The following is a 19,762-nucleotide window of genomic DNA, read 5'->3' as shown; positions in this document are numbered from 1 at the left end:
CCTCCCAGTACTCCACCCCATGGCTGCGCCGTGTTTTTCGCCCGCCGCGCAGATGTCGCACCGCGGCCACACCTTTTCACTTTGGAAACAATTTGTGTTCAAATTTTTACGATTATTGCGCGGCGATATGTTAACATGTGAAGGCCGAAAGGCTCCTGTGGGGAAACTTGAGCGTCCAATTCGTGGCGCGTCTAATGAGTAGCGGAGCAAGGATATGGCTAGGGAAAAAACCGAAGAAAAGCATAAACCACCGTCTGGCGGCACGCGTTACGTGCATGTCAAGGCACCGCCCAAGCGGGATCGCACCCGCACGGACGAGCCGAAAGAACCGACGATTCTATTTACCGATTGGGCGAGTATCTGAATTGTCAGGAGTGACACAGATCCGCGCGTGATACGGGTTTAAGATTTTGACTGCACCGAGTAGCCTCGGCACATGAGCGATCCTGTATCATCCATTCGCAATCTCGGAGAGGCCTCAGACGCGGTCTATGCCCGCGCAGGCATCCATACGGCCGAAGAGCTGCGCACCCTCGGCCCGGACGAAGCCTATCGCCGCCTTCTGGCCACAGGCTCCCGCCCCCATTTCATCGCCTATTACGCCATGGTCATGGGCCTTCAGGGCCGCCCGTGGAACGACTGCAAGGGCAAGGAAAAAGACGTCTTGCGCACACGGTTTGATGCGTTGAAAGCCGAGGCCACTGCGAACAAGCCTCCGAAAGACAAGATGGAAGCTATTTTGGATGAGATTGGTATCCGTGCTGCCAGATAGGTTCTGCTCTACATGGTCGTACAGACGCGGACTGATGGTGGTGCACAGATCGAACTTGCACCCATCACGAAAACAGAACACATTTCAATCATAATTAGAATCTGGATTTCAATAATGCGCCGATTGGCTCTGACCCTCGCTGCAGTCGCAACGCTTACCGCCTGCACGTCCCCCTATCATCAAGCGCCTACCCTTAGCGTCGAAGAGGCCCGAAATCTGGTGGCCCACGCCCCAGGGGAGATACGCTATCAGTTCTTGGCCACCGCCGTGGTGTTTCTGCCAGATGCACGAAAAATTGCCGTGTCCGGTTACGCCTTTAGCCGAGAAAACGGGCGCTCCGATATCGTTATGACCAACTCTCGGCTTGGATGGAGTTGCCGGGCCACCATGTTTGCACAGCCTGACAAATCGGGAAAAGGTAACATGGAATGCGTGACAAAGGATGGCGCGCCGCTGTTTCGCGGCGACGTTGATGTGCCCGAAGAGGACTATAACTACACACGCTCAAGTGCTCAGATTACCGCGACGGATATCAACGGAGACAAGGTCGATATCGTCATGGCATGGGGCCTTTGGAGTCATCCGACCCCAGAGGATGTCGCGGCCCTTCGGAAATGAATCAAAAAAAGCCGCCCGGGTTTCCCCGAGCGGCCTTTTCGTTTTCTAGAAAAGTGGCTTAGCCAACCAGTTCCAGACCCGAGAAGAAGAATGCGATTTCTTCTGCGGCGGTTTCCGGAGCGTCCGAACCGTGGACCGAGTTTTCGCCGATCGACAGGGCGAACTCTTTACGGATGGTGCCTTCTGCGGCTTCTGCCGGGTTGGTTGCGCCCATTACTTCGCGGTTTTTCGCGATGGCGTCTTCGCCTTCCAGAACCTGAACAACGATCGGCTCGGAGATCATGAACTCACACAGTTCGCCAAAGAAGGGGCGTTCAGCGTGTACACCGTAGAACTGCTGAGCTTGGGCCAGAGTCAGTTGGATGCGCTTGGACGCAACGATGCGCAGGCCAGCTTCTTCGAACTTGGCGGCGATTTGGCCGGTCAGGTTACGTTTGGTTGCATCGGGTTTGATGATCGAGAATGTGCGTTGGATAGCCATGATGGTCCCTTTTACGTTTAAGGCAACGGGACCCCTGCCCCGATGCGTATGTGATTTGCGCCCCCGTAACATGGGATCGTCATTTTGAAAAGCGGCGATTGACGGGCTGGCGCGGGTCAGGCACATGGGGTCATGCTTAAAATATCAGACATCACATATTCCATCTCTGGTCGCACCTTGGTCGAAAACGCCTCGGTGACCATTCCGACGGGTCACAAAGTGGGCCTTGTTGGGCGCAATGGCTCGGGCAAAACGACGTTGTTCAAGATCATTCGCGGCGAGATGGTGTTGGACACCGGAACGGTCTCGCTTCCAAAAGGCTGGAAGATCGGTGGGGTCAGCCAAGAAGTGCCCGGTAACGAGGTGTCTTTGATCGACACGGTCTTGCGCGCGGATACGGAACGCGAGGCCTTGATGGCCGAAGCCGAGACCGCCACCGACCCGACCCGCATCGCCGAGGTCCAGACCCGCCTGTCTGACATCGACGCATGGTCGGCCGAGGCGCGGGCGGCGTCGATCCTGAAAGGTCTTGGGTTTACACATGACGAACAGCAAATGCCCTGCTCGGCGTTCTCGGGCGGGTGGCGGATGCGCGTGGCGCTTGCAGCCGTGCTGTTTTCCGAACCAGACTTGTTGCTGCTGGACGAACCGACCAACTATCTGGATCTGGAAGGCGCGTTGTGGCTCGAGGCCTATCTGGTCAAATATCCCCATACGGTGCTGATCGTCTCGCACGACCGCGAGCTGTTGAACCGCTCGGTCGGGGGCATTCTGCACCTCGAAGACAAGGGGCTGATTTACTACACCGGCACCTATGACATGTTTGCCAAACAGCGCGCGCAGAAGCGGGCTTTGCAGGCATCGGCAGCCAAGAAACAAGACGCACAACGGGCGCATTTGCAGGCCTTTGTGGACCGCTTTAAGGCCAAGGCGTCGAAGGCGAAACAGGCGCAGTCGCGCGTGAAAGCGCTGGAGCGGATGGAAACCATCCGCGCGCCCGAAGATGCCGCGCGCACCGTCTTTACCTTCCCCAAGCCCGAAGAGCTTTCGCCCCCAATTATCGCCACGGAAAAGGCGGCGGTGGGCTATGGCGAAACCGTCGTTCTGCGCAATCTGAACCTGCGCATTGACCAAGACGACCGCATCGCGCTGCTTGGACGCAACGGCGAAGGGAAATCCACGCTGTCGAAACTGCTGTCGGGTCGTTTGGACCTGATGGAAGGCAACATGGTGTCCTCAAGCAAGCTGCGCATCGGGTTCTTTGCGCAGCATCAGGTGGACGAGCTTTACGTCGATGAAACACCTCTGCAGCACCTGATGCGCGAACGCGCTTCGGAAGGGCAAGCAAAGCTGCGGGCTCGTCTGGCGGGGTTCGGCCTTGGCCCGGATCAGGCGGACACTGAAGTTGGGCGCCTGTCTGGCGGTCAGAAAGCGCGTTTGTCTCTGCTCTTGGCCACTCTGCCCGCTCCGCATCTGCTGATCCTCGACGAACCCACCAACCACTTGGACATTGAAAGCCGTGAGGCGCTGGTCGAAGCGCTGACCGCCTATAGCGGCGCGGTCATTCTGGTCAGCCACGACATGCACTTGCTGTCGATGGTCGCGGATCGCCTTTGGCTGGTGAAAAACGGTCACGTCGCGCCGTACGAGGAAGACCTGCAGGCCTATCGCAAGATGTTGTTGGCGCCGGACACGGCCAAGAAGACCGACAAGAAAGCTGCCGCAAAACCTAAGCCAAAACGGCCAAGTCGCGATCAGATATTGGCCCTGCGGGCCGAGGTGCGCAAATGCGAAGCGCGTATGGCAAAGATTGAGGAAATGCGCGACAAGCTTGCCACCAAACTCGCCGACCCGGAACTTTATGAGGACACGCGTGCCGGGGATCTTGGGGTGTGGCAAAAGAAATATGCCGAGGTGATGGAGGCCATGGACAAGGCCGAAGACCTTTGGATGAGCGCGCAAGATAAGCTTGAAAAAGCAGAGGCTTAAAGATGGATCTTGATCTATTCGTCCCGTCCTTTGTGACCCTATTCGTGGTGATGGACCCCATCGGAATCTCGCCCTTGTTCATGGCGCTGACACAGGGGATGAGCGCGGCCAAACGCCGGGCCGTCGCCATTCGCGCCTGTATCATTGCGGGCGTATTACTGACGTTGTTTGCCTTCCTTGGCGAAAGCGTCTTGGGGTTCCTTGGCATTTCAATGCCCGCCTTCCGGATTGCGGGCGGGATCCTCTTGCTTCTGACCGCATTGGACATGCTCTTTGAGCGGCGCACCCAGCGGCGTAAGGATCAGTCAGAAGAGACTGAAAGCGACGATGACCCGTCCGTCTTTCCTCTGGCCATGCCACTCATCGCCGGCCCCGGTTCGATCGCCACGGTGATCCTGCTGGCAGGCCAAGGAGACGGGCTGGCAGGTGTCGGGTTGGCGCTGGTTGTGATGTCGCTGGTTCTTGTTATTGCCTTTGTCCTGTTCAACGCGGCCCCTCTGCTGGAACGCCTGTTGCGCGAGACCGGCATTAAGGTGGTCACCCGCCTTCTGGGCATGTTGTTGGCTGCACTGGCAGTACAGTTCGTTCTGGAAGGACTGCGCGATTTCGGGCTTATGGGATAACGCGCGGCATGCTGACCCGGTGACATTCCACCCCAGCGTTCCTATATCGGAACTATGACCGGAGACGACATCGCCAGACTTGCCTATCTCGCCCTGCTGTTGACAGCCGTGGGCGGCTATTTCGTGGCGGAAAGCCGCGCCAATCTGGGGCAGAACCTACGACACGCTCTGATCTGGGCGCTGATATTCGTGGGCGTGCTAGCCGGGGTCGGATTGTGGAATGACATTCGCGACGACATCTCTCCGCGCCAAGGCGTTATTCAGGACACGGGCGAAATCGTGTTACCGCGCGCCTTCGACGGACACTTCTATGTGACCTTGAAGATGAACGGACAACCGGTTGATTTCATTGTGGATACTGGCGCAAGTAACATCGTTCTGACCAAAGAAGATGCGGCCCGTATTGGGATCGAAATGAACGCCTTGCGCTTCTATGGCCGCGCGATGAGCGCCAATGGCGAGGTCCGCACGGCCCCTGCCCGCATCGCCAAGGTCGAGCTTCTGGGCGTTCAGGATTTCGGGGTCGAGGTCTGGGTGAACGAAGGCGAGATGCCCCGTTCGCTTCTGGGCAATGACTATCTGCAACGGTTTGAAAAGATCGAGATTAGCCGCAACCAACTGGTCCTGACGCGCTAGGGGTTAGGCGTCTTCGGGCGCGGTCGAGGCTTTCATCTCCCACCGGCCGCTCTCTTGGCTCCAGTATTTCGCCGTGACGCCAGCATTTTTCACCGCCATCCACTGCGTACGCGCGTGCGCCACCGCGTCGGGGTCATTCCCGTCGAACACGACGAAGACCCGCGTGTGTCCGCGCATGTCCTCCTCGGAAATCTCGGCGCCATCGATGGCCATCAACGCCTGCGCACCATTTGGGCTGTCGGGAGCAGTCGTTAACAGGATCGGTTGGTGTGCATCCTGCGGACCGCCCGCCTGCCCGTGCGGTAGAAATCCATCTTCCGGGTGCTGCCACAGCCGCTCGTCCAGCCAGTTCAGCCGTGCAGCATTGGGGCCGCGCACACAGACGCGCCAGCCCGCTTGCAAGCTGCGCTCAAGCAACATGGGCAGAGCGGCTTCCAGCGGGGACCGGGTCAGGTGATAGAAGAAGACCTCGCCTTGCGCGGTGCCTTCTGTTCCATTGTCGCCGGTCCCTGCAGTCTCGGTCATGCGCTTAGCCTTCGAACTGGTCTTTCACCAGGCGGTTCAGGGCCAAAACGCCCCAACCGGTGGCACCTTTGGGTGCCAACGGGCTTTCGCCGGACAGCTGGGCGGTGCCCGCGATGTCCAGATGGATCCAAGGCTGATCCTCTTTCACAAAACGGCCCAGAAACTGCGCTGCGGTGACGGAACCCGCTGCCCGCCCGCCCACGTTCTTGATGTCGGCCTTATGCGACTTGATCAGCTTGTCATAACCCGGTCCCATCGGCATCCGCCACGCACCCTCACCCTCGTCGTCGGCAGCCTTCAGGAACTTGTTGCAGAACGCATCGTCATTCGAGAAAACGCCCGTGTTTTCATGACCCAAGCCGATGATGACCGCGCCGGTCAAGGTGGCCAGATCGACCATCGCGGCGGGTTTGTATTCTTCCTGCGCATGCCACATCACGTCGCACAGAACCAAGCGGCCTTCCGCGTCAGTGTTGATCACCTCAATCGTGGTGCCTTTCATCGAGGTCACGATGTCGCCGGGGCGTTGCGCCCGTCCGTCTGGCATGTTTTCAACCAGCCCGACAAGCCCGACCACATTGGCCTTCGCGCCGCGCAGCGCCAGCGTTTTCATGACGCCCGAAACGGTACCAGCTCCGCCCATATCCATCGTCATGTCTTCCATGCCCGCGCCGGGTTTCAGGCTGATACCGCCGGTATCAAAGACAACGCCCTTGCCGACCAGCGCCAGTGGGGCTGCGCCCTTTTCGCCCTTCAGCCATTCCATGATGACGATCTTCGACGGGCTTTCCGACCCCTGCCCCACACCCAGAAGCGCGCGCATTCCAAGGGCTTCCAGCTCGGGTTCGTCCAGCACCTTCACAGTGACACCCAGATCTTTCAGGGCATCCAGACGGGCTGCAAATTCGGTGGTGGTCAGGACGTTGGCGGGCTCGTTCACCAGATCGCGAGTGAAGAAGACACCTTCGGCCAAGGCTTTGACGGTATCAGCCGCCGCCGCGAAGATTTCGGGCTTCGAGACCATGACCGACAGGCTGCCACCCTCGGGCGCATCGTCATTGGTCTGGTGATCGTCAAACGCGTAGGCGCGAAGGCTGGCCCCAAGTGCCAGTTCGTCGGCATATTTCAACGCGCCTGCCAGAACCAGAACATCCTTGCCCAAAAGGGCTTTCCCAATTTTTCCACCCGCCTTCCGTGCGGTGTTTTCATCTGCACGCGGAGACAGGCGAATGACCTGAACGGCCTCGGCCTCCATCCCGACGGGCCACGCCAAATCCTGTGCGTCGCCGTCCTTCATTTTCCCGAAGGCGTCGCTTTGGGTGAACCGCGCAAGCGCCCCGCGCATCAGCTTATTCACACGGCGCGCGGCCGGATGCAGCTTGCCGGGTTCGGACAAAACCACAGTGACGCGGCCCTTATGGGCACCGATCGTATCAAGGTTAATCTCGGTAAAACTCGGAAGGATCGGAGCGGTCATGGCGGGTCCTTTATTTGGCAGGTTTCTGCCATTGGTAGCCCCCCGTCGCAGGTTTGACCAGATAGCAGTTTTCCCCGCGGGTCTGATGGTTTAGAAACCAGACCACAAGATGTTGCGCTCACAGGGGGGAACGTGGCCAGATTCGACCGGTATATGCTGTCGCAGCTTGTGGTGCTGTTCGGCTTCTACGGGCTTGTCCTGGTGTTGCTCTTTTGGGTAAATCGGGCGGTTCGGCTGTTTGATCAGTTGATCGCCAACGGCCAGACCGCACTGGTATTTCTTGAGTTCTCGGCGATGATCCTGCCCGGCGTTATCGTGTTCATCATCCCGATTGCGTCTTTCGCAGCGGCGGTGTCTGTCACCAACCGACTGAATTCGGAAAGCGAGTTGGTAGTGGCGCAGGCGGCTGGCTATGGCCCGTTCCGTCTTGCGCGTCCTGTACTTGTCTTTGGCGTACTCACCGCGCTGTTCATGTTGCTTTTGACCCATATTCTTGTGCCGATGAGCCAGCTGCGATTTGCCGAGCGTCAAGCGGAAATCGCCGAAAACGTCACTGCGCGTTTCCTGACCGAGGGAAGCTTTGTGCACCCCACAGACGGCATCACGCTCTACATCCGCGAAATCAGCCCTGCGGGCGAGCTGTTCGACATTTTCCTGTCCGACGAACGGGATGACGAGCAGCACTATACCTATACCGCCCGCCGCGCCCTGATCGTGAAAACCGATCTTGGTCCGCGTCTTGTGATGTTTGATGGGCTGGCGCAGGTGATCAATATCGAAAGCCAACGGCTGACCACCACCGGGTTCGAGGATTTCACCTATAACATCGCCACGCTTCTGAGCGGGGTCGACGAAGGTGTGCGCACGGTCACGCAGATTTATACGCCCGAGTTGTTGAATCCGCCTATCGCAACAATGGTCGAAACCGGCGAAACCCGCGCTGCCCTGCGGGCCGAAGGGCATTTCCGGAACGCCCAGGCACTCTATTCCATCGTGACCGCTATGGCCGGTTTTTCCATGCTGATCGTGGCGGGCTTCAGCCGATTTGGGCTGTGGCGACAGGTGGTCATCGCGCTTGCCGTGGTGGCGGTGTTGCAGTCGCTCGACAACTCCATGCTTGATCTGGCGCGCCGCACCGAAGGCGGAGTCGCACTGGTCTATGTGGCGACCCTTGTGGGGGCGGCATTCAATGCAGTGGTCCTTTATATGGCCACGCGCCCTTCTATGTCCGATCTACGCCGCCGCCGTCGCACAATGCGCGAGCGCGGCCGTCAAGCATCCGAGGCCAACGCATGAGGCTACATCTGTATATCGCCCGCCGCTTCCTGCGCACCTTCCTCAGCATGATGGTCGTGTTGGCGATCATCTTCGTGCTGCTGGACATGGTTGAAAGCATGCGCAAATTCGATGCGGCCTCGGTTGGGTTCATGAATGTGCTTGGCCTGACACTTCTGAACGCACCAGTCTGGATGTATCGCATCCTGCCGCTGGTCGTGATCCTGTCCACGCTGTGGATGTTCCTGAGCCTTGCGCGCAGTTCCGAAATGGTGGTGACCCGTGCGGCGGGACGATCCGCGTTGATGACGCTGATTTCGCCGGTCGTAACCGTGTTGCTGTTCGGCATCCTGGCGGTGGCCGTTGGCAACCCGATCACCGCGGGAACGAACAAGAAATACGAACGCATCTCGGCGCAGTACAAAGGTGGCGGGGCATCCGTCCTGTCGATCGCCTCGGACGGGGTATGGCTACGTCAGGGCAACGAATCCGGCCAGACCGTGATCCGGGCAGACCGTTCGAACCTGGAAGGGACCGAGCTTTTCGACGTCACCTTCTTTTCCTTCGCACCGGAAGGTCCGCCGACGCTGCGCATCGAAGCGGCAAGCGCCAAGTTAGAACCCGGCCACTGGGCCATTCGTGGCGCGAAGGTCTGGGACCTGATCAGCGATGCCAATCCCGAAAGCACCGCCATTCAGTACCCGATGTTCACACTGGCCTCGAACCTGACGCAGGAACAGATCCGCGACAGTTTCGGTAAACCCAGCTCGATCTCGATCTGGGATCTGCCGCGCTTCATTGGGCAGCTCGAGGCCGCAGGCTTTTCCGCCCGCGCGCACCGCGTCTGGCTGCAAATGGAATTGGCCCTGCCGGTCTTCCTGGTTGCGATGGTCCTGATTGGCGCGGGCTTTACCATGCGCCACACCCGGTTTGGCCGCACCGGAATCATGGTCCTGTTTGCCCTGATGATGGGGTTCGGGGTCTATTTCATCCGCAACTTCGCACAGATTCTCGGAGAGAACGGCCAGATCCCGATCGTTCTGGCTGCGTGGGCACCGCCGATTGCCGCGATCCTTTTGCCACTGGGCATTCTTTTACATCTGGAGGACGGCTGATGGGCCTGTCACAGCACCTGCGCGCCGGACGATTGGCGCTTGCCCTGCTTGCAGGTTCGGTCAGCTCGCTCGCCCTGACGGCGGCTCCGGTGGCAGCCCAGACCGCGAGCTTAATCGCGGATCACGTTCGCGTTGTGGGCAATGGTGGGCTGGTGGCTGATGGCAATGTCGTGGTGCTGTTCGAAGGCACGCGCCTGACCGCATCGCGGGTCAGTTATGACAAGGCCACCAACACGCTGTCCATCACCGGTCCAATCACCATCACGCGTCCCGACGGCACTGTTCTTGTGGCCGAAGAAGCGACCCTGTCGGCAGATCTGCGCAATGGCATCCTGAAAAGCGCACGTCTGGTGCTGGATCAGCAATTGCAGATTGCCGCCGCCCAGATCAATCGGGTGCAGGACCGCTATACCCAGCTGTCACGCGTCGCGGCGTCCTCGTGTCACGTCTGCGCGAAGAACCCGGTGCCGCTGTGGCAGATCCGCGCGGAACGTGTGGTCCACGATGAAAATGAGCGCCAGCTTTACTTCCACCACGCCCAACTGCGCGTGGCGGATGTGCCGATCTTTTACCTGCCGCGCCTACGCCTGCCCGATCCCACGCTGGATCGCGCAACCGGGTTTCTGACGCCGAAAATCCGCACCAACACGACGCTTGGGTTCGGCCTGTCCGTTCCCTATTTCATCAAACTTGGCGATCATGCGGACCTTACAGTGTCGCCCTATATCGCAGACAAAACCCGCACGCTCGAGCTGCGCTATCGTCAGGCCTTCCGCGCGGGGGATATTCTGGTCAACGGCGCAGTAAGCCAAGACAGCATCCTGGAAGACGAGACGCGGTTCTATGTGTTCGGTGAAGGCGAATTCCAACTGCCTTACGACTTCACCCTATCCTTCCAATTGCAAGAGGTCTCGGACCCCGGCTATTTGTTGGATTACGGCTATTCCGATCAGGACCGCTTGCGCAACGCGATCGAAATCATGCGCGCGCGCCGCGACGAGTTCGTCTTTGCCAGCATCACCCGTTATGACACCCTGCGCGAATCCGAGCTTCCGATCTCGGGCCAACTGCCTTTTGCGCAGATTGACACCTTTTATGAACGCCGGTTCCATCCTGGTGGATTTATCGGGGGCGAGCTGCGCACCAACCTGTCATGGCAGGCTCATTTCCGTGAAAGCCAACTTGATATTCTGGGGCGGGACGTAGCGCGCATTGGGGCGGGCCTGAATTGGCGTCGCGACTGGATCGGCCCGGCGGGTCTGGTGATCGAAGGTCAGGCCGGATTGGACGCGGATGTCTATGGGATCGAAGAGGACAGCAATTATCAGACCGAGCAAAGCTTCGCCGCGCCGTCTGCTGGTGTGACCCTGCGCTGGCCGCTGTCGCGTGTCACTGCTGGCGGTGCAGTAGATGTGTTGGAACCCGTTGCCGCGTTGGCGTGGTCCGAACAGGTTGGCGCGGATATTCCCAATGAAGACAGCCAGTTCGTCGAGTTCGATCAGGGCAACCTGTTTGACCTGAACCGTTTCCCGGGCAGTGACCGGCGCGAAGAAGGGCTGCGCGCTGCCGTTGGGCTGAGCTGGACTCGTCACGCGCCGTCGGGGTGGGACTTCACCTTGGCCGCGGGCCGTGTTTTCCGCGAAGTGGATCTGGGCCAGTTCACCGATGCGTCTGGTCTCTCAGGTCAGAACTCGGACTGGCTTTTGGGGGTCGCGGTCAACAATGGCGGACATATCTCGGTACAGGGGCGTGCGCTTCTGGATGACGATTTCGGATTGACCAAATCAGAAACCCGTGCAGCGTGGCTGACCGATCAATTCCAACTTGGTGCCGCGCATATTTGGGTGATCGAAGATGCTGCTGAGAACCGCACTACACCGACCCACGAACTACGGCTGGACAGCTCTTGGAAAGTCGGGGATTTCTGGACAATCACCGCTGATGGCAGCTTTGACGTCGAGGAAAAACAGGCCACCCGCGCCAGTTTTGGTGTGGAATACCGAAATGAATGTCTTTCGGTTGATCTTTCCCTCTCGCGTCGCTTCACAACCTCTATTAATGTAGAGCCAACAACTGATTTTGGTCTGCAATTCGAATTGATCGGATTTGGAAGCGGCCGCGGAGCAGCGGTGAATAAATGCAACGGCTGAGGCCCGCGCGAATGAAACGCCAGAGATCAAGTTCAGAAATTACGAGCGTTAAGCGATACAGGAAAATACCGATGGGATTTCTTAGCCAATCTAAAGCGCATCAGACACAGCGCAAAGCAACCGCGTCGGCATGGACCTGCGCTGCCTCGGGTCTGGTCTTCGGTCTCGTGTCTCTGGCCGGGTTAGACCCGGCGCCTGCACAGGCACAAAATCTGTTCGCCCCCGTGGCCAAGATCAATGACAGCGTGATCACCTCGTACCAACTGTCGCAGCGCATGGCGTTTCTGACCGTGCTGCGCGCGCCGGGAAACCTGCGTGAACTGGCGCTGCAGCAGCTGACTGACGAAGCCCTGCAACGTCAGGCTGCGGATGCCGCTGGCGTATCTGTTACAGCCGAAGAGGTTCTGGCTGGCATGTCCGAGTTCACCGGACGCTTCAATCTGAAGGTCGAGGATTTCAACAAGATCATCGCTCAGGCCGACGTCGCGCCGGAAACCTTCCGCGATTTTGTTGCCAACGGCTTGGCATGGCGCGCCTTTGTGCGCAAACGCTGGCAGGGGCGCATCAGCGTCACCGATAACGAAATTGACCGCCAATTGTCACTGACCGCTCCGGGGCAAAACGTCCGCGTCTTGCTGTCCGAAATCGTGTTGCCCGCCGAAAACCCCGAGGCCATGCAGGACGCTAACGCGCGTGCCGCTCAGCTGTCGGAAATCACGACGTTGGGCGCCTTCGCAACAGAGGCGCGCCGCTCTTCGGTGTCCCAATCGAGTGGGCGCTCAGGACGGCTGAACTGGACGGATCTGTCAGATTTACCCCCACCTGTAGCCGCGCAGGTCGTCGCGCTGGAACCCGGCCATGTGACTGATCCTGTTCCGGTACAGAACGGGGTCGCCGTCTTCCAGTTGCGCGCCATTGAAGAGGTTGACCGCCCCACGCCCTCAGACGTCAACGTCGATTATGCGGCGCTGATGATCCCTGGCGGGCGCAGCGCCGAAGCTTTGACCAAGGCAGCCGAAATCCACGCCGCGACAGACAGCTGCAACGATCTGTTTGGCATGTTCCCCGGATCGACAGAAGCTCAAATTCAACGCGAGACGGTCCCTGTGGGCGAACTGCCCACCCGCTACGCGGTTGAACTGGCCCAGCTCGACATGGGCGAGGCTTCGACCGCGCTGACCTCGGCCGATGGGCAGAATCTCGTCTATCTGATGCTGTGTTCGCGCAGCCGCGAGTTGCCCGAGGATGTCAGCCGTGAACAGCTGAAACTGCGTTTACAGAACCAGCGTTTGCAGGCGTTTTCGACCGCCTATCTGGAAGAGCTGCGCGCCGCCGCGTTTATCGAGGAATTTGACGCGCAATGACCGCGGACAACAGCGCGTCAGCCCTTGTCCCGCCCGTGGCTCTGACCGTGGGCGAACCTGCTGGTATTGGTCCCGAGATTGCCGCGAAGGCCTTTTCCGCCCTGCAAGGCCAGGTGCCGTTCTTTCTGATCGGCGACCCGCGCCACCTGCCGGATGGCGTTGCATTCACGCAGATCAACACGCCTGCCGAGGCGCATGGCGCCGCGTCCCTGCCCGTGTTGCCGCATGACTTCCAGACCCCGCGCGTGCCGGGTGAGGCATTGCCTGAGCACGCCCAAGCGGTGATCGACGTCATCGCCCGCGCGGTGGAGTTGACCCAGACGGGCGAGGCGCTGGCCGTCTGCACCAACCCAATCAACAAGAAAGCTCTGAAGGACGGGGCGGGATTTCCGTTTCCCGGCCACACCGAATACCTGTCGCATCTGGCCGGAGACGCGGATGTCGTGATGATGCTGGCTTGTGACAAGCTCCGCGTTGTCCCTGCTACGATCCATATCGCCCTGTCCGAGGTGCCCGCCACACTGACGCGTGAGACGCTGGCACAAGTGATCCGCACCACCCACGCGGCCCTGATCCGAGACTTCGGCTTTGCTACACCCCGTATCGCCGTAGCGGGTCTGAACCCTCATGCGGGCGAAGGCGGCGCGATGGGCATGGACGAGATCGACATGATCACGCCCCTGCTGAATGATCTGCGTACCGAGGGGCTGGACCTACTGGGTCCCCTGCCCGCAGACACAATGTTCCACGCCAGCGCGCGTGCGGGCTATGACGCGGCGGTCTGCATGTATCACGACCAAGCGCTGATCCCGATCAAGACGATCGATTTCGCAGGCGGCGTCAATGTCACTTTGGGCCTGCCCTTCGTCCGCACCTCGCCCGACCACGGCACCGCCTATGACATCGCGGGCACCGGCACAGCGGATGCGACATCTTTGATCAACGCGCTGCGCATGGCCCACCAGATGGGTCTTGCCCGCCGACAGGAGAGCACCATATGAGCCAGATCGACGGCCTGCCCCCACTACGCGAGGTGATCAATACCCATGGATTGGTCGCCAAGAAATCTCTGGGTCAGAACTTTCTTCTGGACCTGAACCTGACGGCGAAAATCGCCCGGATGGCGGGCGATCTATCGGGCTGCGATGTGCTGGAAGTCGGCCCCGGCCCCGGCGGTCTGACCCGTGGTCTGCTGGTCGAAGGCGCGCGCAAGGTGCTGGCGGTCGAGAAAGACAGCCGCGCCATGGCGCCCTTGGCCGAGATTGCCGCCGCCTATCCGGGGCGGCTTGAAGTGGTGAATGCCGACGCGCTGGAACTGGACCCGCTGGAGCATCTGACACCGCCCATCCGCATTGTCGCCAACCTGCCCTATAACGTGGGGACCGAGCTTCTGGTGCGCTGGCTGACGCCCCCCAGCTGGCCGCCCGCCTGGTCCAGCCTGACCCTGATGTTCCAAAAGGAAGTGGCCGAGCGCATCGTCGCTCAGCCGGGATCGAAGAAATATGGACGTCTGGCGGTTCTGGCCCAGTGGCGCACCACGCCCCGTGTGGTGATGGAACTGCCGCCTGAAGCCTTCACGCCACCACCGAAAATCCACTCGGCCGTGGTGCATCTGGACGCCCTGCCCGCCCCGCGGTTTGAAGCGGATGCAGGCAAGTTGCAGGCGGTTGTAGCCAAAGCTTTCGGGCAGCGACGCAAGATGCTGCGCGCGTCACTGAAGGGAATGCATCCCGAGATCGAGGACGTGTTGACCTCGGTCGGGATCAAGCCCACCTCACGCGCGGAAGAGATCGACGTGGAAGCGTTCTGCGCCTTGTCGCGCGCGTTGGGATAAGAGCTTTCGGTGGCTCACGTTGTGAGCCTGAGGGGGCGCTGCCCCTCTGCGCAACGCGCATTCACCCCGGGATATTTCTGACAAGAAAATGCGGATTTCTCGATTAAGAGTGCTCTTCCGCCGCAGTGTCTGCGAGTGCGCGGTTAAAGGCCTTTAGCGCATCCACGTGGAAAATTGCGCCCCATAGCTCGGGCGGATCGCCTTCGCCGCCAAGTGTGACGACAGGAATGAATGCCTCGCCTGAGGTTTCGAAGATCGGCATCGCCGCTTCTAGCGTGGTGTTCCCATCCACATAGATGCCGCCTTCGATCAGCTCCCAGCAATGTTCTTCGCCCGCCGCGCGCGCGTGTTCGCGATCGCGCATCACCTGAGCCACACGCACCGTGGATAATAGATAGGCTTGCGGACCGGCGGCAAGGTGAATGTTGCGACGCTCGAGTTGGGTCAGGAAGAAACTGCGGTCTACCAGTTGGCTTGCCAGAGCGGTTGACAGGGACACGGCGGACATCACGGCGATCCCGGTCTGCCAGTCTCCGGTCAGTTCAAACACGATCATTGTGGTGGAAATCGGCGCTCCCAGCACAGCCGCTGCAACTGCCCCCATACCTGCGAGGGCATAGAGGGTTTCAGACCCCGAGACATCCGGGAAGATCGCCGTGGCGATGATCCCGAAGGCCAATCCGGTCAGTGCCCCGACCATCAGTGCTGGCGAGAATACCCCGCCGCCCATGCGCCCCGCCATGGTGATGGCCACGGCTGCGACCTTCACCGCAACGAACAGGATCGCAACGCCCGCTGTCAGGCTGCCCGTCAGTGCGGCTGAGGTCGTTTCGTATCCAACGCCGATGATGTGTGGAAAGAAGATCGCAATGGCTCCAAGCATGAAGCCCGATACTGCAGGGCGCAGGATGCGTGGAAGACGCAGACGATTTTGCACCGAGTCTCCCAGATCTTCGGCCCAGAAAATCGAGCGCATCAGGATCACCGCGACAATCCCCGACACCAGTCCGAGAATCAGGAAGGCGGGCAGCTCGATATAGAACGCCAGCGTACCCTCTGCGGGCAGCACGAACTCGGTCACGCCGCCATATTCAAGGCGGTTGATCACGGTGCCCGACACGGCGGCAATGGCAATCGGGGCGAATGCGTGGACGGCGAAGTGGCGCAGCACGACTTCGAGCGCAAAGAGCGCACCAGCGATGGGCGCATTGAAGCTGGCGGACACCGCGCCCGCCACCGCACATCCCAAAAGGTCCCGCCCAGTGATGCCATTGGCGTTGATCCGCGCTGAAATCCAGCTGGAGATCACGGCGGCCAAGTGCACAACAGGGCCTTCGCGACCGGATGACCCGCCTGTCGACAGCGTGACAAGCGAGGCCAGCGCCGATCCAAGACCTGCGCGTTTCTCGACACGGCCTTCCCACAGGGCGGCACCCTCGATCACATCTGCCACCGCACGCACACGGCCATCATGGGTGAACCAGTTCAGGATCAGACCGACCACCAGACCGCCAAAGGTGGGCAGCAGCAAAATCCAGTACCACGGCAGCGTTTCAGCAAAGCTATGCAGGCGGGTCAGGTCGTCGGTCCCATAAAGCGTCGCCTGCAGGATCTCGATCCCTTTTCGGAACCCAAGTGCCGCCGTGCCAGAGGCCACGCCGATGATCAGCGCAATCAGCCAGAACTGCACCTGGCTTGGTCCCTTTTCAACCAACACACGCCAGGCGTCGTGCATTTTGGCGCTGAGACCTTGGATGCGCTCACCCAATATGAATTTTATCTGTTTTATCATTGCGCTGCGCGTGTAGAACCCTTCCAATGGTCCTTCATTTACCATAAGTTGTTCCGGTTTCTCAGGGGAGGATGGGATGGCCATCGACACCGCGTTCACCGAGCTTTCGTCATTTCTAGGCGATCGTATCAGCCGCTCCAAGCCTGTTCTGGATCAACATGGGGGGTCAGAGACTCATTTTCGCCCTGCCCCGCCGGATATTGTGGTCTGGCCTGAGAACACCAATGAAGTCAGCCAGATCCTGCAGGTCTGCCGGGCCGCTGGCGTCCCGGTCATTCCCTTTGGCGCGGGAACGTCCTTGGAGGGGCATACGAGCGCGGCCAAGGGCGGCGTCTGTCTGGACATGGCGCGGATGAACCGGGTGCTGTCGCAAGACCCGGGCGACATGATTGCGGTGGTTCAGCCGGGGTTGACCCGCGAAGAGCTTAACCATGAATTGCGCACGCTCGGCGTGTTCTTCCCGGTCGATCCAGGCGCAAACGCCTCGCTTGGCGGCATGGCGGCTACTCGGGCGTCTGGCACCACGACGGTACGATATGGATCCATGCGCCAGAACGTGTTGGGACTGACGGTGGTGCTGGCCGATGGGCGGGTGATCCGAACGGGCTCGCGCGCGGCAAAATCCGCGTCTGGCTATGATCTGACCGCGCTGTTTCTGGGGTCCGAGGGCACCCTTGGGATCATCACCGAGCTGACCTTGCGCCTGCATGGCCAGCCCGAGGAAATCCGCGCGGGGATCTGCCCCTTTCCCAACATGGCCTCGGCCGTGGGCGCGGTGCAGCAGGTGATCCAGATGGGGCTTGCCGTGGCGCGGATCGAGTTCGTGGACGAGGCCACCGCCGGGGCGTTCAACCAATATGCCGGGACCGAAATGGACGAATGCCCGCATCTGCTGGTGGAGTTTCACGGCAGCACCAACACCGTGACCGAAGACAGCGAGATCTTCCGCGAGATCGCACGCGATTTTGGCGCGACAGGCTATGAGCACGCGACCAAGACCGAGGATCGCAATGCGCTGTGGAAAATCCGGCACCACGCCTTCTACGCGGTGCAAAGCCTGCGTCCCGGTGCGCGGGCCTTGGTTACCGATATCTGCGTGCCGATTTCAAAGCTGGCGCAAGCGGTCGAGGAAACCCGCGCAGATATCGAGGCATCCTCGATCCCTGGCCCCATTCTGGGCCATGTGGGCGACGGCAACTTTCACGCCATTCTATTGATCGACCCGGACAGCCCGTCTGAGATGGCCGAGGCCAAGGCGCTTGCCGAACGGATGAGCCGTCGGGCGTTGGGTTACGAGGGCACCATCACCGGGGAACACGGCGTGGGTATGGGTAAGCTGCACCTGATGGAAGAGGAACATGGGGATGGCTGGGCGTTGATGGGCGACATCAAAACCGCGCTTGATCCCAAGAATATCCTGAACCCCGGCAAGCTGGTTCCGCCGCGCAACTAGGGTCAGCCCGCCAATAGCTCTTTCGCAGCAGCCTTTGCGGCATCGGTGATCGTATCGCCCGAGATCATGCGAGCGATCTCGTCCACACGCTGATCGGACGACAAGGGCGACACGGTAGACAGCGTCATTCCATCCGTCACCGCCTTGCTGACCCGCCAATGATGCCCGCCAAGCGCGGCCACTTGCGGGCTGTGGGTCACGACCAGAACCTGCCCGGCGGCGGCAAGATCGGCCAAACGTCGCCCGACGGCATCGGCGGTGGCGCCACCGACGCCACGGTCGATCTCGTCAAAGATCATGGTCAGGCCCGTGGCGTCGCGCGTTAGGCAGACCTTCAGGGCCAACAGGAAGCGGCTGAGTTCACCGCCCGAGGCGATCTTGTTCAAAGGCCCAGAGGGCGCGCCGGGGTTGGTGGCTACGGTGAATGTGACCGCATCCACACCATCCGGGCCGGGTTCTGCCGGTGTGATGTCCGTCGTGAAAACAGCGCGTTCCATTTTAAGCGGTGCAAGTTCCGCCCCCATCGCCTGATCCAGCCGGGTTGCCGCATCTTGTCGCGCTTTGGACAGCGTCTGCGCAGCGTGGTTGTACTGTGCACGGGCGTCGGTCAGCGCGGCGTCCAGCCCCGCGATTTCATCTGCGCCAGCGTCCAAAGCGGCCAGTCGTCCGCGCAGGTCTTCGGCAAACACACCCAGCTCGTCTGGTGTGGTGTGGTGTTTGCGGGCCATCGCGCGAATGGCAAACAGGCGCTCTTCCACCTGCTCCAGCTCGTGCGGGTTGAAGGACAGGCTGTCCATCGCGGCTTCCACGCCCGACACGGCCTCGCCCAACTCATCCAGCGCGCGGCCCAAGGCGGCTATTGGAGCATCTAGCGTGTCCCCCGCCTGATCAGCTGCCCCTTCCAGCCAGCGCAGCGCATCGCCCAGACGCGCTTCTGCCCCCTCGCCCACGCCAAGCGCCTGATGGGCGCGCGAGATGTCTTCTCCGATCCGCTCGGCCCCTTGCATCAGTCGGCGGCGGGCGTCCAATTCGGCGTCTTCTCCGGGTTGCGGGTCCAGGCTGTCCAACTCGTCCACTGTATGACGCAGGAACTCTTCTTCGGCCTTCGCGGCCTCAATCCGTGCCCGCGCCTCGTCCAGCGATTTGGACGCTTGCGCGACGGCCCGCCACGCGGTTCTCACCGCGTCGACAGAACTGCCAAGCCCCGCAAACTCGTCCAGAAGCTGTCGGTGGACACGCGGGTTCAGAAGCCCCTTGTCATCCTGTTGTCCGTGCAGCTCCACAAGCGTATCTGACAAGGCGCGCAGCACCTCGCCACTGGCGCGGCGGTCGTTGACCCACGCGGTCTTGCGCCCGTCCGAGCGGTTGACCCGGCGCAGCACAAGCTCGTCTTCTACGGGGATCCCGGCTTCGTCCAATACCGAGCGCGCTGGGTGTGCATCAGGCAGATCAAAGGCAGCAACAACCTCGCCCTGATCGGCACCCGCGCGCACCAAATCTGCGCGGCCACGCCAGCCCAGCACGAAACCCAGACTGTCCAGAAGGATGGATTTACCCGCGCCGGTTTCACCGGTCAGCACGTTCAAACCCGGCTGGAACTCAAGCTCCAACCGGTCGATGATCAGCATATCCCGAATGTCCAGAGACCGTAGCATCCT

18 protein-coding genes are annotated in these 19,762 nt (G+C 60.5%); 13 read left to right on the top strand and 5 right to left on the bottom strand.

All coding sequences use genetic code 11. The features are described from left to right. The first annotated feature begins 214 nt into the window (after positions 1 to 214). The 3 genes from G0Q00_RS01370 to G0Q00_RS01360 all read left to right on the top strand — a co-directional run bounded on the left by G0Q00_RS01370 (position 215) and on the right by G0Q00_RS01360 (position 1,390). Positions 215 to 364, top strand: a complete 150-nt coding sequence (locus G0Q00_RS01370; protein ID WP_163035681.1) for a hypothetical protein — start codon at positions 215 to 217, stop codon at positions 362 to 364. 72 nt (positions 365 to 436) lie between these two features. Further along, on the top strand, positions 437 to 772 hold the full coding sequence (locus tag G0Q00_RS01365; RefSeq protein ID WP_163035679.1) for a TfoX/Sxy family DNA transformation protein: 336 nt from the start codon (positions 437 to 439) through the stop codon (positions 770 to 772). Between the two features lie 423 nt (positions 773 to 1,195). Further along, on the top strand, positions 1,196 to 1,390 hold the full coding sequence (locus G0Q00_RS01360; protein ID WP_163035677.1) for a hypothetical protein: 195 nt from the start codon (positions 1,196 to 1,198) through the stop codon (positions 1,388 to 1,390). A gap of 58 nt (positions 1,391 to 1,448) precedes the next feature. Here the strand turns inward: G0Q00_RS01360 and ndk are convergent, their stop codons facing one another. After that, positions 1,449 to 1,871, bottom strand: a complete 423-nt coding sequence (gene ndk, locus G0Q00_RS01355) for a nucleoside-diphosphate kinase (protein ID WP_108856499.1) — start codon at positions 1,869 to 1,871, stop codon at positions 1,449 to 1,451. Positions 1,872 to 2,003: 132 nt separating this feature from the next. On the opposite strand from ndk, the gene G0Q00_RS01350 reads away from it, so the two are divergent. From G0Q00_RS01350 to G0Q00_RS01340, 3 genes are read left to right on the top strand one after another with little or no spacing between them, the layout of a single operon-like run. Continuing rightward, positions 2,004 to 3,860, top strand: a complete 1,857-nt coding sequence (locus G0Q00_RS01350; protein ID WP_163035675.1) for an ABC-F family ATP-binding cassette domain-containing protein — start codon at positions 2,004 to 2,006, stop codon at positions 3,858 to 3,860. A 2-nt stretch (positions 3,861 to 3,862) separates the two neighbouring features. Next, positions 3,863 to 4,483 (top strand): MarC family protein, encoded by a 621-nt coding sequence (locus G0Q00_RS01345; RefSeq protein WP_163035673.1) that lies wholly within the window; start codon positions 3,863 to 3,865, stop codon positions 4,481 to 4,483. Between the two features lie 54 nt (positions 4,484 to 4,537). Then, entirely contained in the window at positions 4,538 to 5,119 is a 582-nt protein-coding gene (locus tag G0Q00_RS01340) for a TIGR02281 family clan AA aspartic protease (protein WP_163035671.1), read from the top strand. Between the two features lie 3 nt (positions 5,120 to 5,122). On the opposite strand, the gene G0Q00_RS01335 is transcribed toward G0Q00_RS01340, so the two are convergent. Continuing rightward, a complete protein-coding gene (locus G0Q00_RS01335) occupies positions 5,123 to 5,644 on the bottom strand; it encodes a DNA polymerase III subunit chi (RefSeq protein ID WP_163035669.1) in 522 nt (173 codons plus the stop codon). A gap of 4 nt (positions 5,645 to 5,648) precedes the next feature. Then, complete coding sequence (locus G0Q00_RS01330; RefSeq protein ID WP_163035668.1) at positions 5,649 to 7,121, bottom strand: leucyl aminopeptidase; 1,473 nt, start codon at positions 7,119 to 7,121, stop codon at positions 5,649 to 5,651. A gap of 132 nt (positions 7,122 to 7,253) precedes the next feature. Between G0Q00_RS01330 and lptF the strand changes: the two genes are divergently transcribed. The 6 genes from lptF (at position 7,254) to rsmA (ending at position 14,859) form a co-directional block, all read left to right on the top strand. Beyond that, positions 7,254 to 8,417: an LPS export ABC transporter permease LptF gene (gene lptF, locus G0Q00_RS01325; protein ID WP_163035666.1), complete on the top strand. Its 1,164-nt coding sequence runs from the start codon at positions 7,254 to 7,256 to the stop codon at positions 8,415 to 8,417. After that, positions 8,414 to 9,511 (top strand): LPS export ABC transporter permease LptG, encoded by a 1,098-nt coding sequence (gene lptG, locus G0Q00_RS01320; RefSeq protein WP_163035664.1) that lies wholly within the window; start codon positions 8,414 to 8,416, stop codon positions 9,509 to 9,511. Before lptF ends, lptG begins: the two co-directional genes overlap by 4 nt. Beyond that, entirely contained in the window at positions 9,511 to 11,661 is a 2,151-nt protein-coding gene (locus G0Q00_RS01315; protein WP_163035662.1) for an LPS-assembly protein LptD, read from the top strand. The genes lptG and G0Q00_RS01315 overlap by 1 nt, the downstream gene beginning before the upstream one ends. 71 nt (positions 11,662 to 11,732) lie before the next feature. Further along, a complete protein-coding gene (locus tag G0Q00_RS01310; protein WP_163035661.1) occupies positions 11,733 to 13,025 on the top strand; it encodes a peptidylprolyl isomerase in 1,293 nt (430 codons plus the stop codon). After that, the gene (pdxA, locus tag G0Q00_RS01305; protein ID WP_163035659.1) at positions 13,022 to 14,026 is read left to right on the top strand and encodes a 4-hydroxythreonine-4-phosphate dehydrogenase PdxA; all 1,005 of its coding nucleotides are present in this window, start codon (positions 13,022 to 13,024) and stop codon (positions 14,024 to 14,026) included. The genes G0Q00_RS01310 and pdxA overlap by 4 nt, the downstream gene beginning before the upstream one ends. Then, positions 14,023 to 14,859 carry a 16S rRNA (adenine(1518)-N(6)/adenine(1519)-N(6))-dimethyltransferase RsmA gene (gene rsmA / locus G0Q00_RS01300; RefSeq protein WP_163035657.1) on the top strand — a complete coding sequence of 279 codons (837 nt, stop codon included), beginning with the start codon at positions 14,023 to 14,025 and terminating at the stop codon, positions 14,857 to 14,859. Before pdxA ends, rsmA begins: the two co-directional genes overlap by 4 nt. A gap of 103 nt (positions 14,860 to 14,962) precedes the next feature. On the opposite strand, the gene G0Q00_RS01295 is transcribed toward rsmA, so the two are convergent. Further along, the gene (locus tag G0Q00_RS01295; RefSeq protein ID WP_239058293.1) at positions 14,963 to 16,594 is read right to left on the bottom strand and encodes a chloride channel protein; all 1,632 of its coding nucleotides are present in this window, start codon (positions 16,592 to 16,594) and stop codon (positions 14,963 to 14,965) included. Between the two features lie 133 nt (positions 16,595 to 16,727). Between G0Q00_RS01295 and G0Q00_RS01290 the strand changes: the two genes are divergently transcribed. Continuing rightward, complete coding sequence (locus tag G0Q00_RS01290) at positions 16,728 to 18,104, top strand: FAD-binding oxidoreductase (protein WP_163035653.1); 1,377 nt, start codon at positions 16,728 to 16,730, stop codon at positions 18,102 to 18,104. Positions 18,105 to 18,106: 2 nt separating this feature from the next. Here G0Q00_RS01290 and recN read toward each other — a convergent pair whose 3' ends face one another. Next, positions 18,107 to 19,759 carry a DNA repair protein RecN gene (gene recN / locus G0Q00_RS01285; RefSeq protein ID WP_163035651.1) on the bottom strand — a complete coding sequence of 551 codons (1,653 nt, stop codon included), beginning with the start codon at positions 19,757 to 19,759 and terminating at the stop codon, positions 18,107 to 18,109. Positions 19,760 to 19,762 lie beyond the last annotated feature (3 nt).

This window comes from Aliiroseovarius sp. PrR006 (assembly GCF_010500215.1).
Taxonomy (GTDB): Bacteria; Pseudomonadota; Alphaproteobacteria; order Rhodobacterales; family Rhodobacteraceae; genus Aliiroseovarius.
The sequence above is the reverse complement of the archived record's forward strand: the minus strand, read 5'-3'. Positions and strand labels throughout refer to the sequence as shown.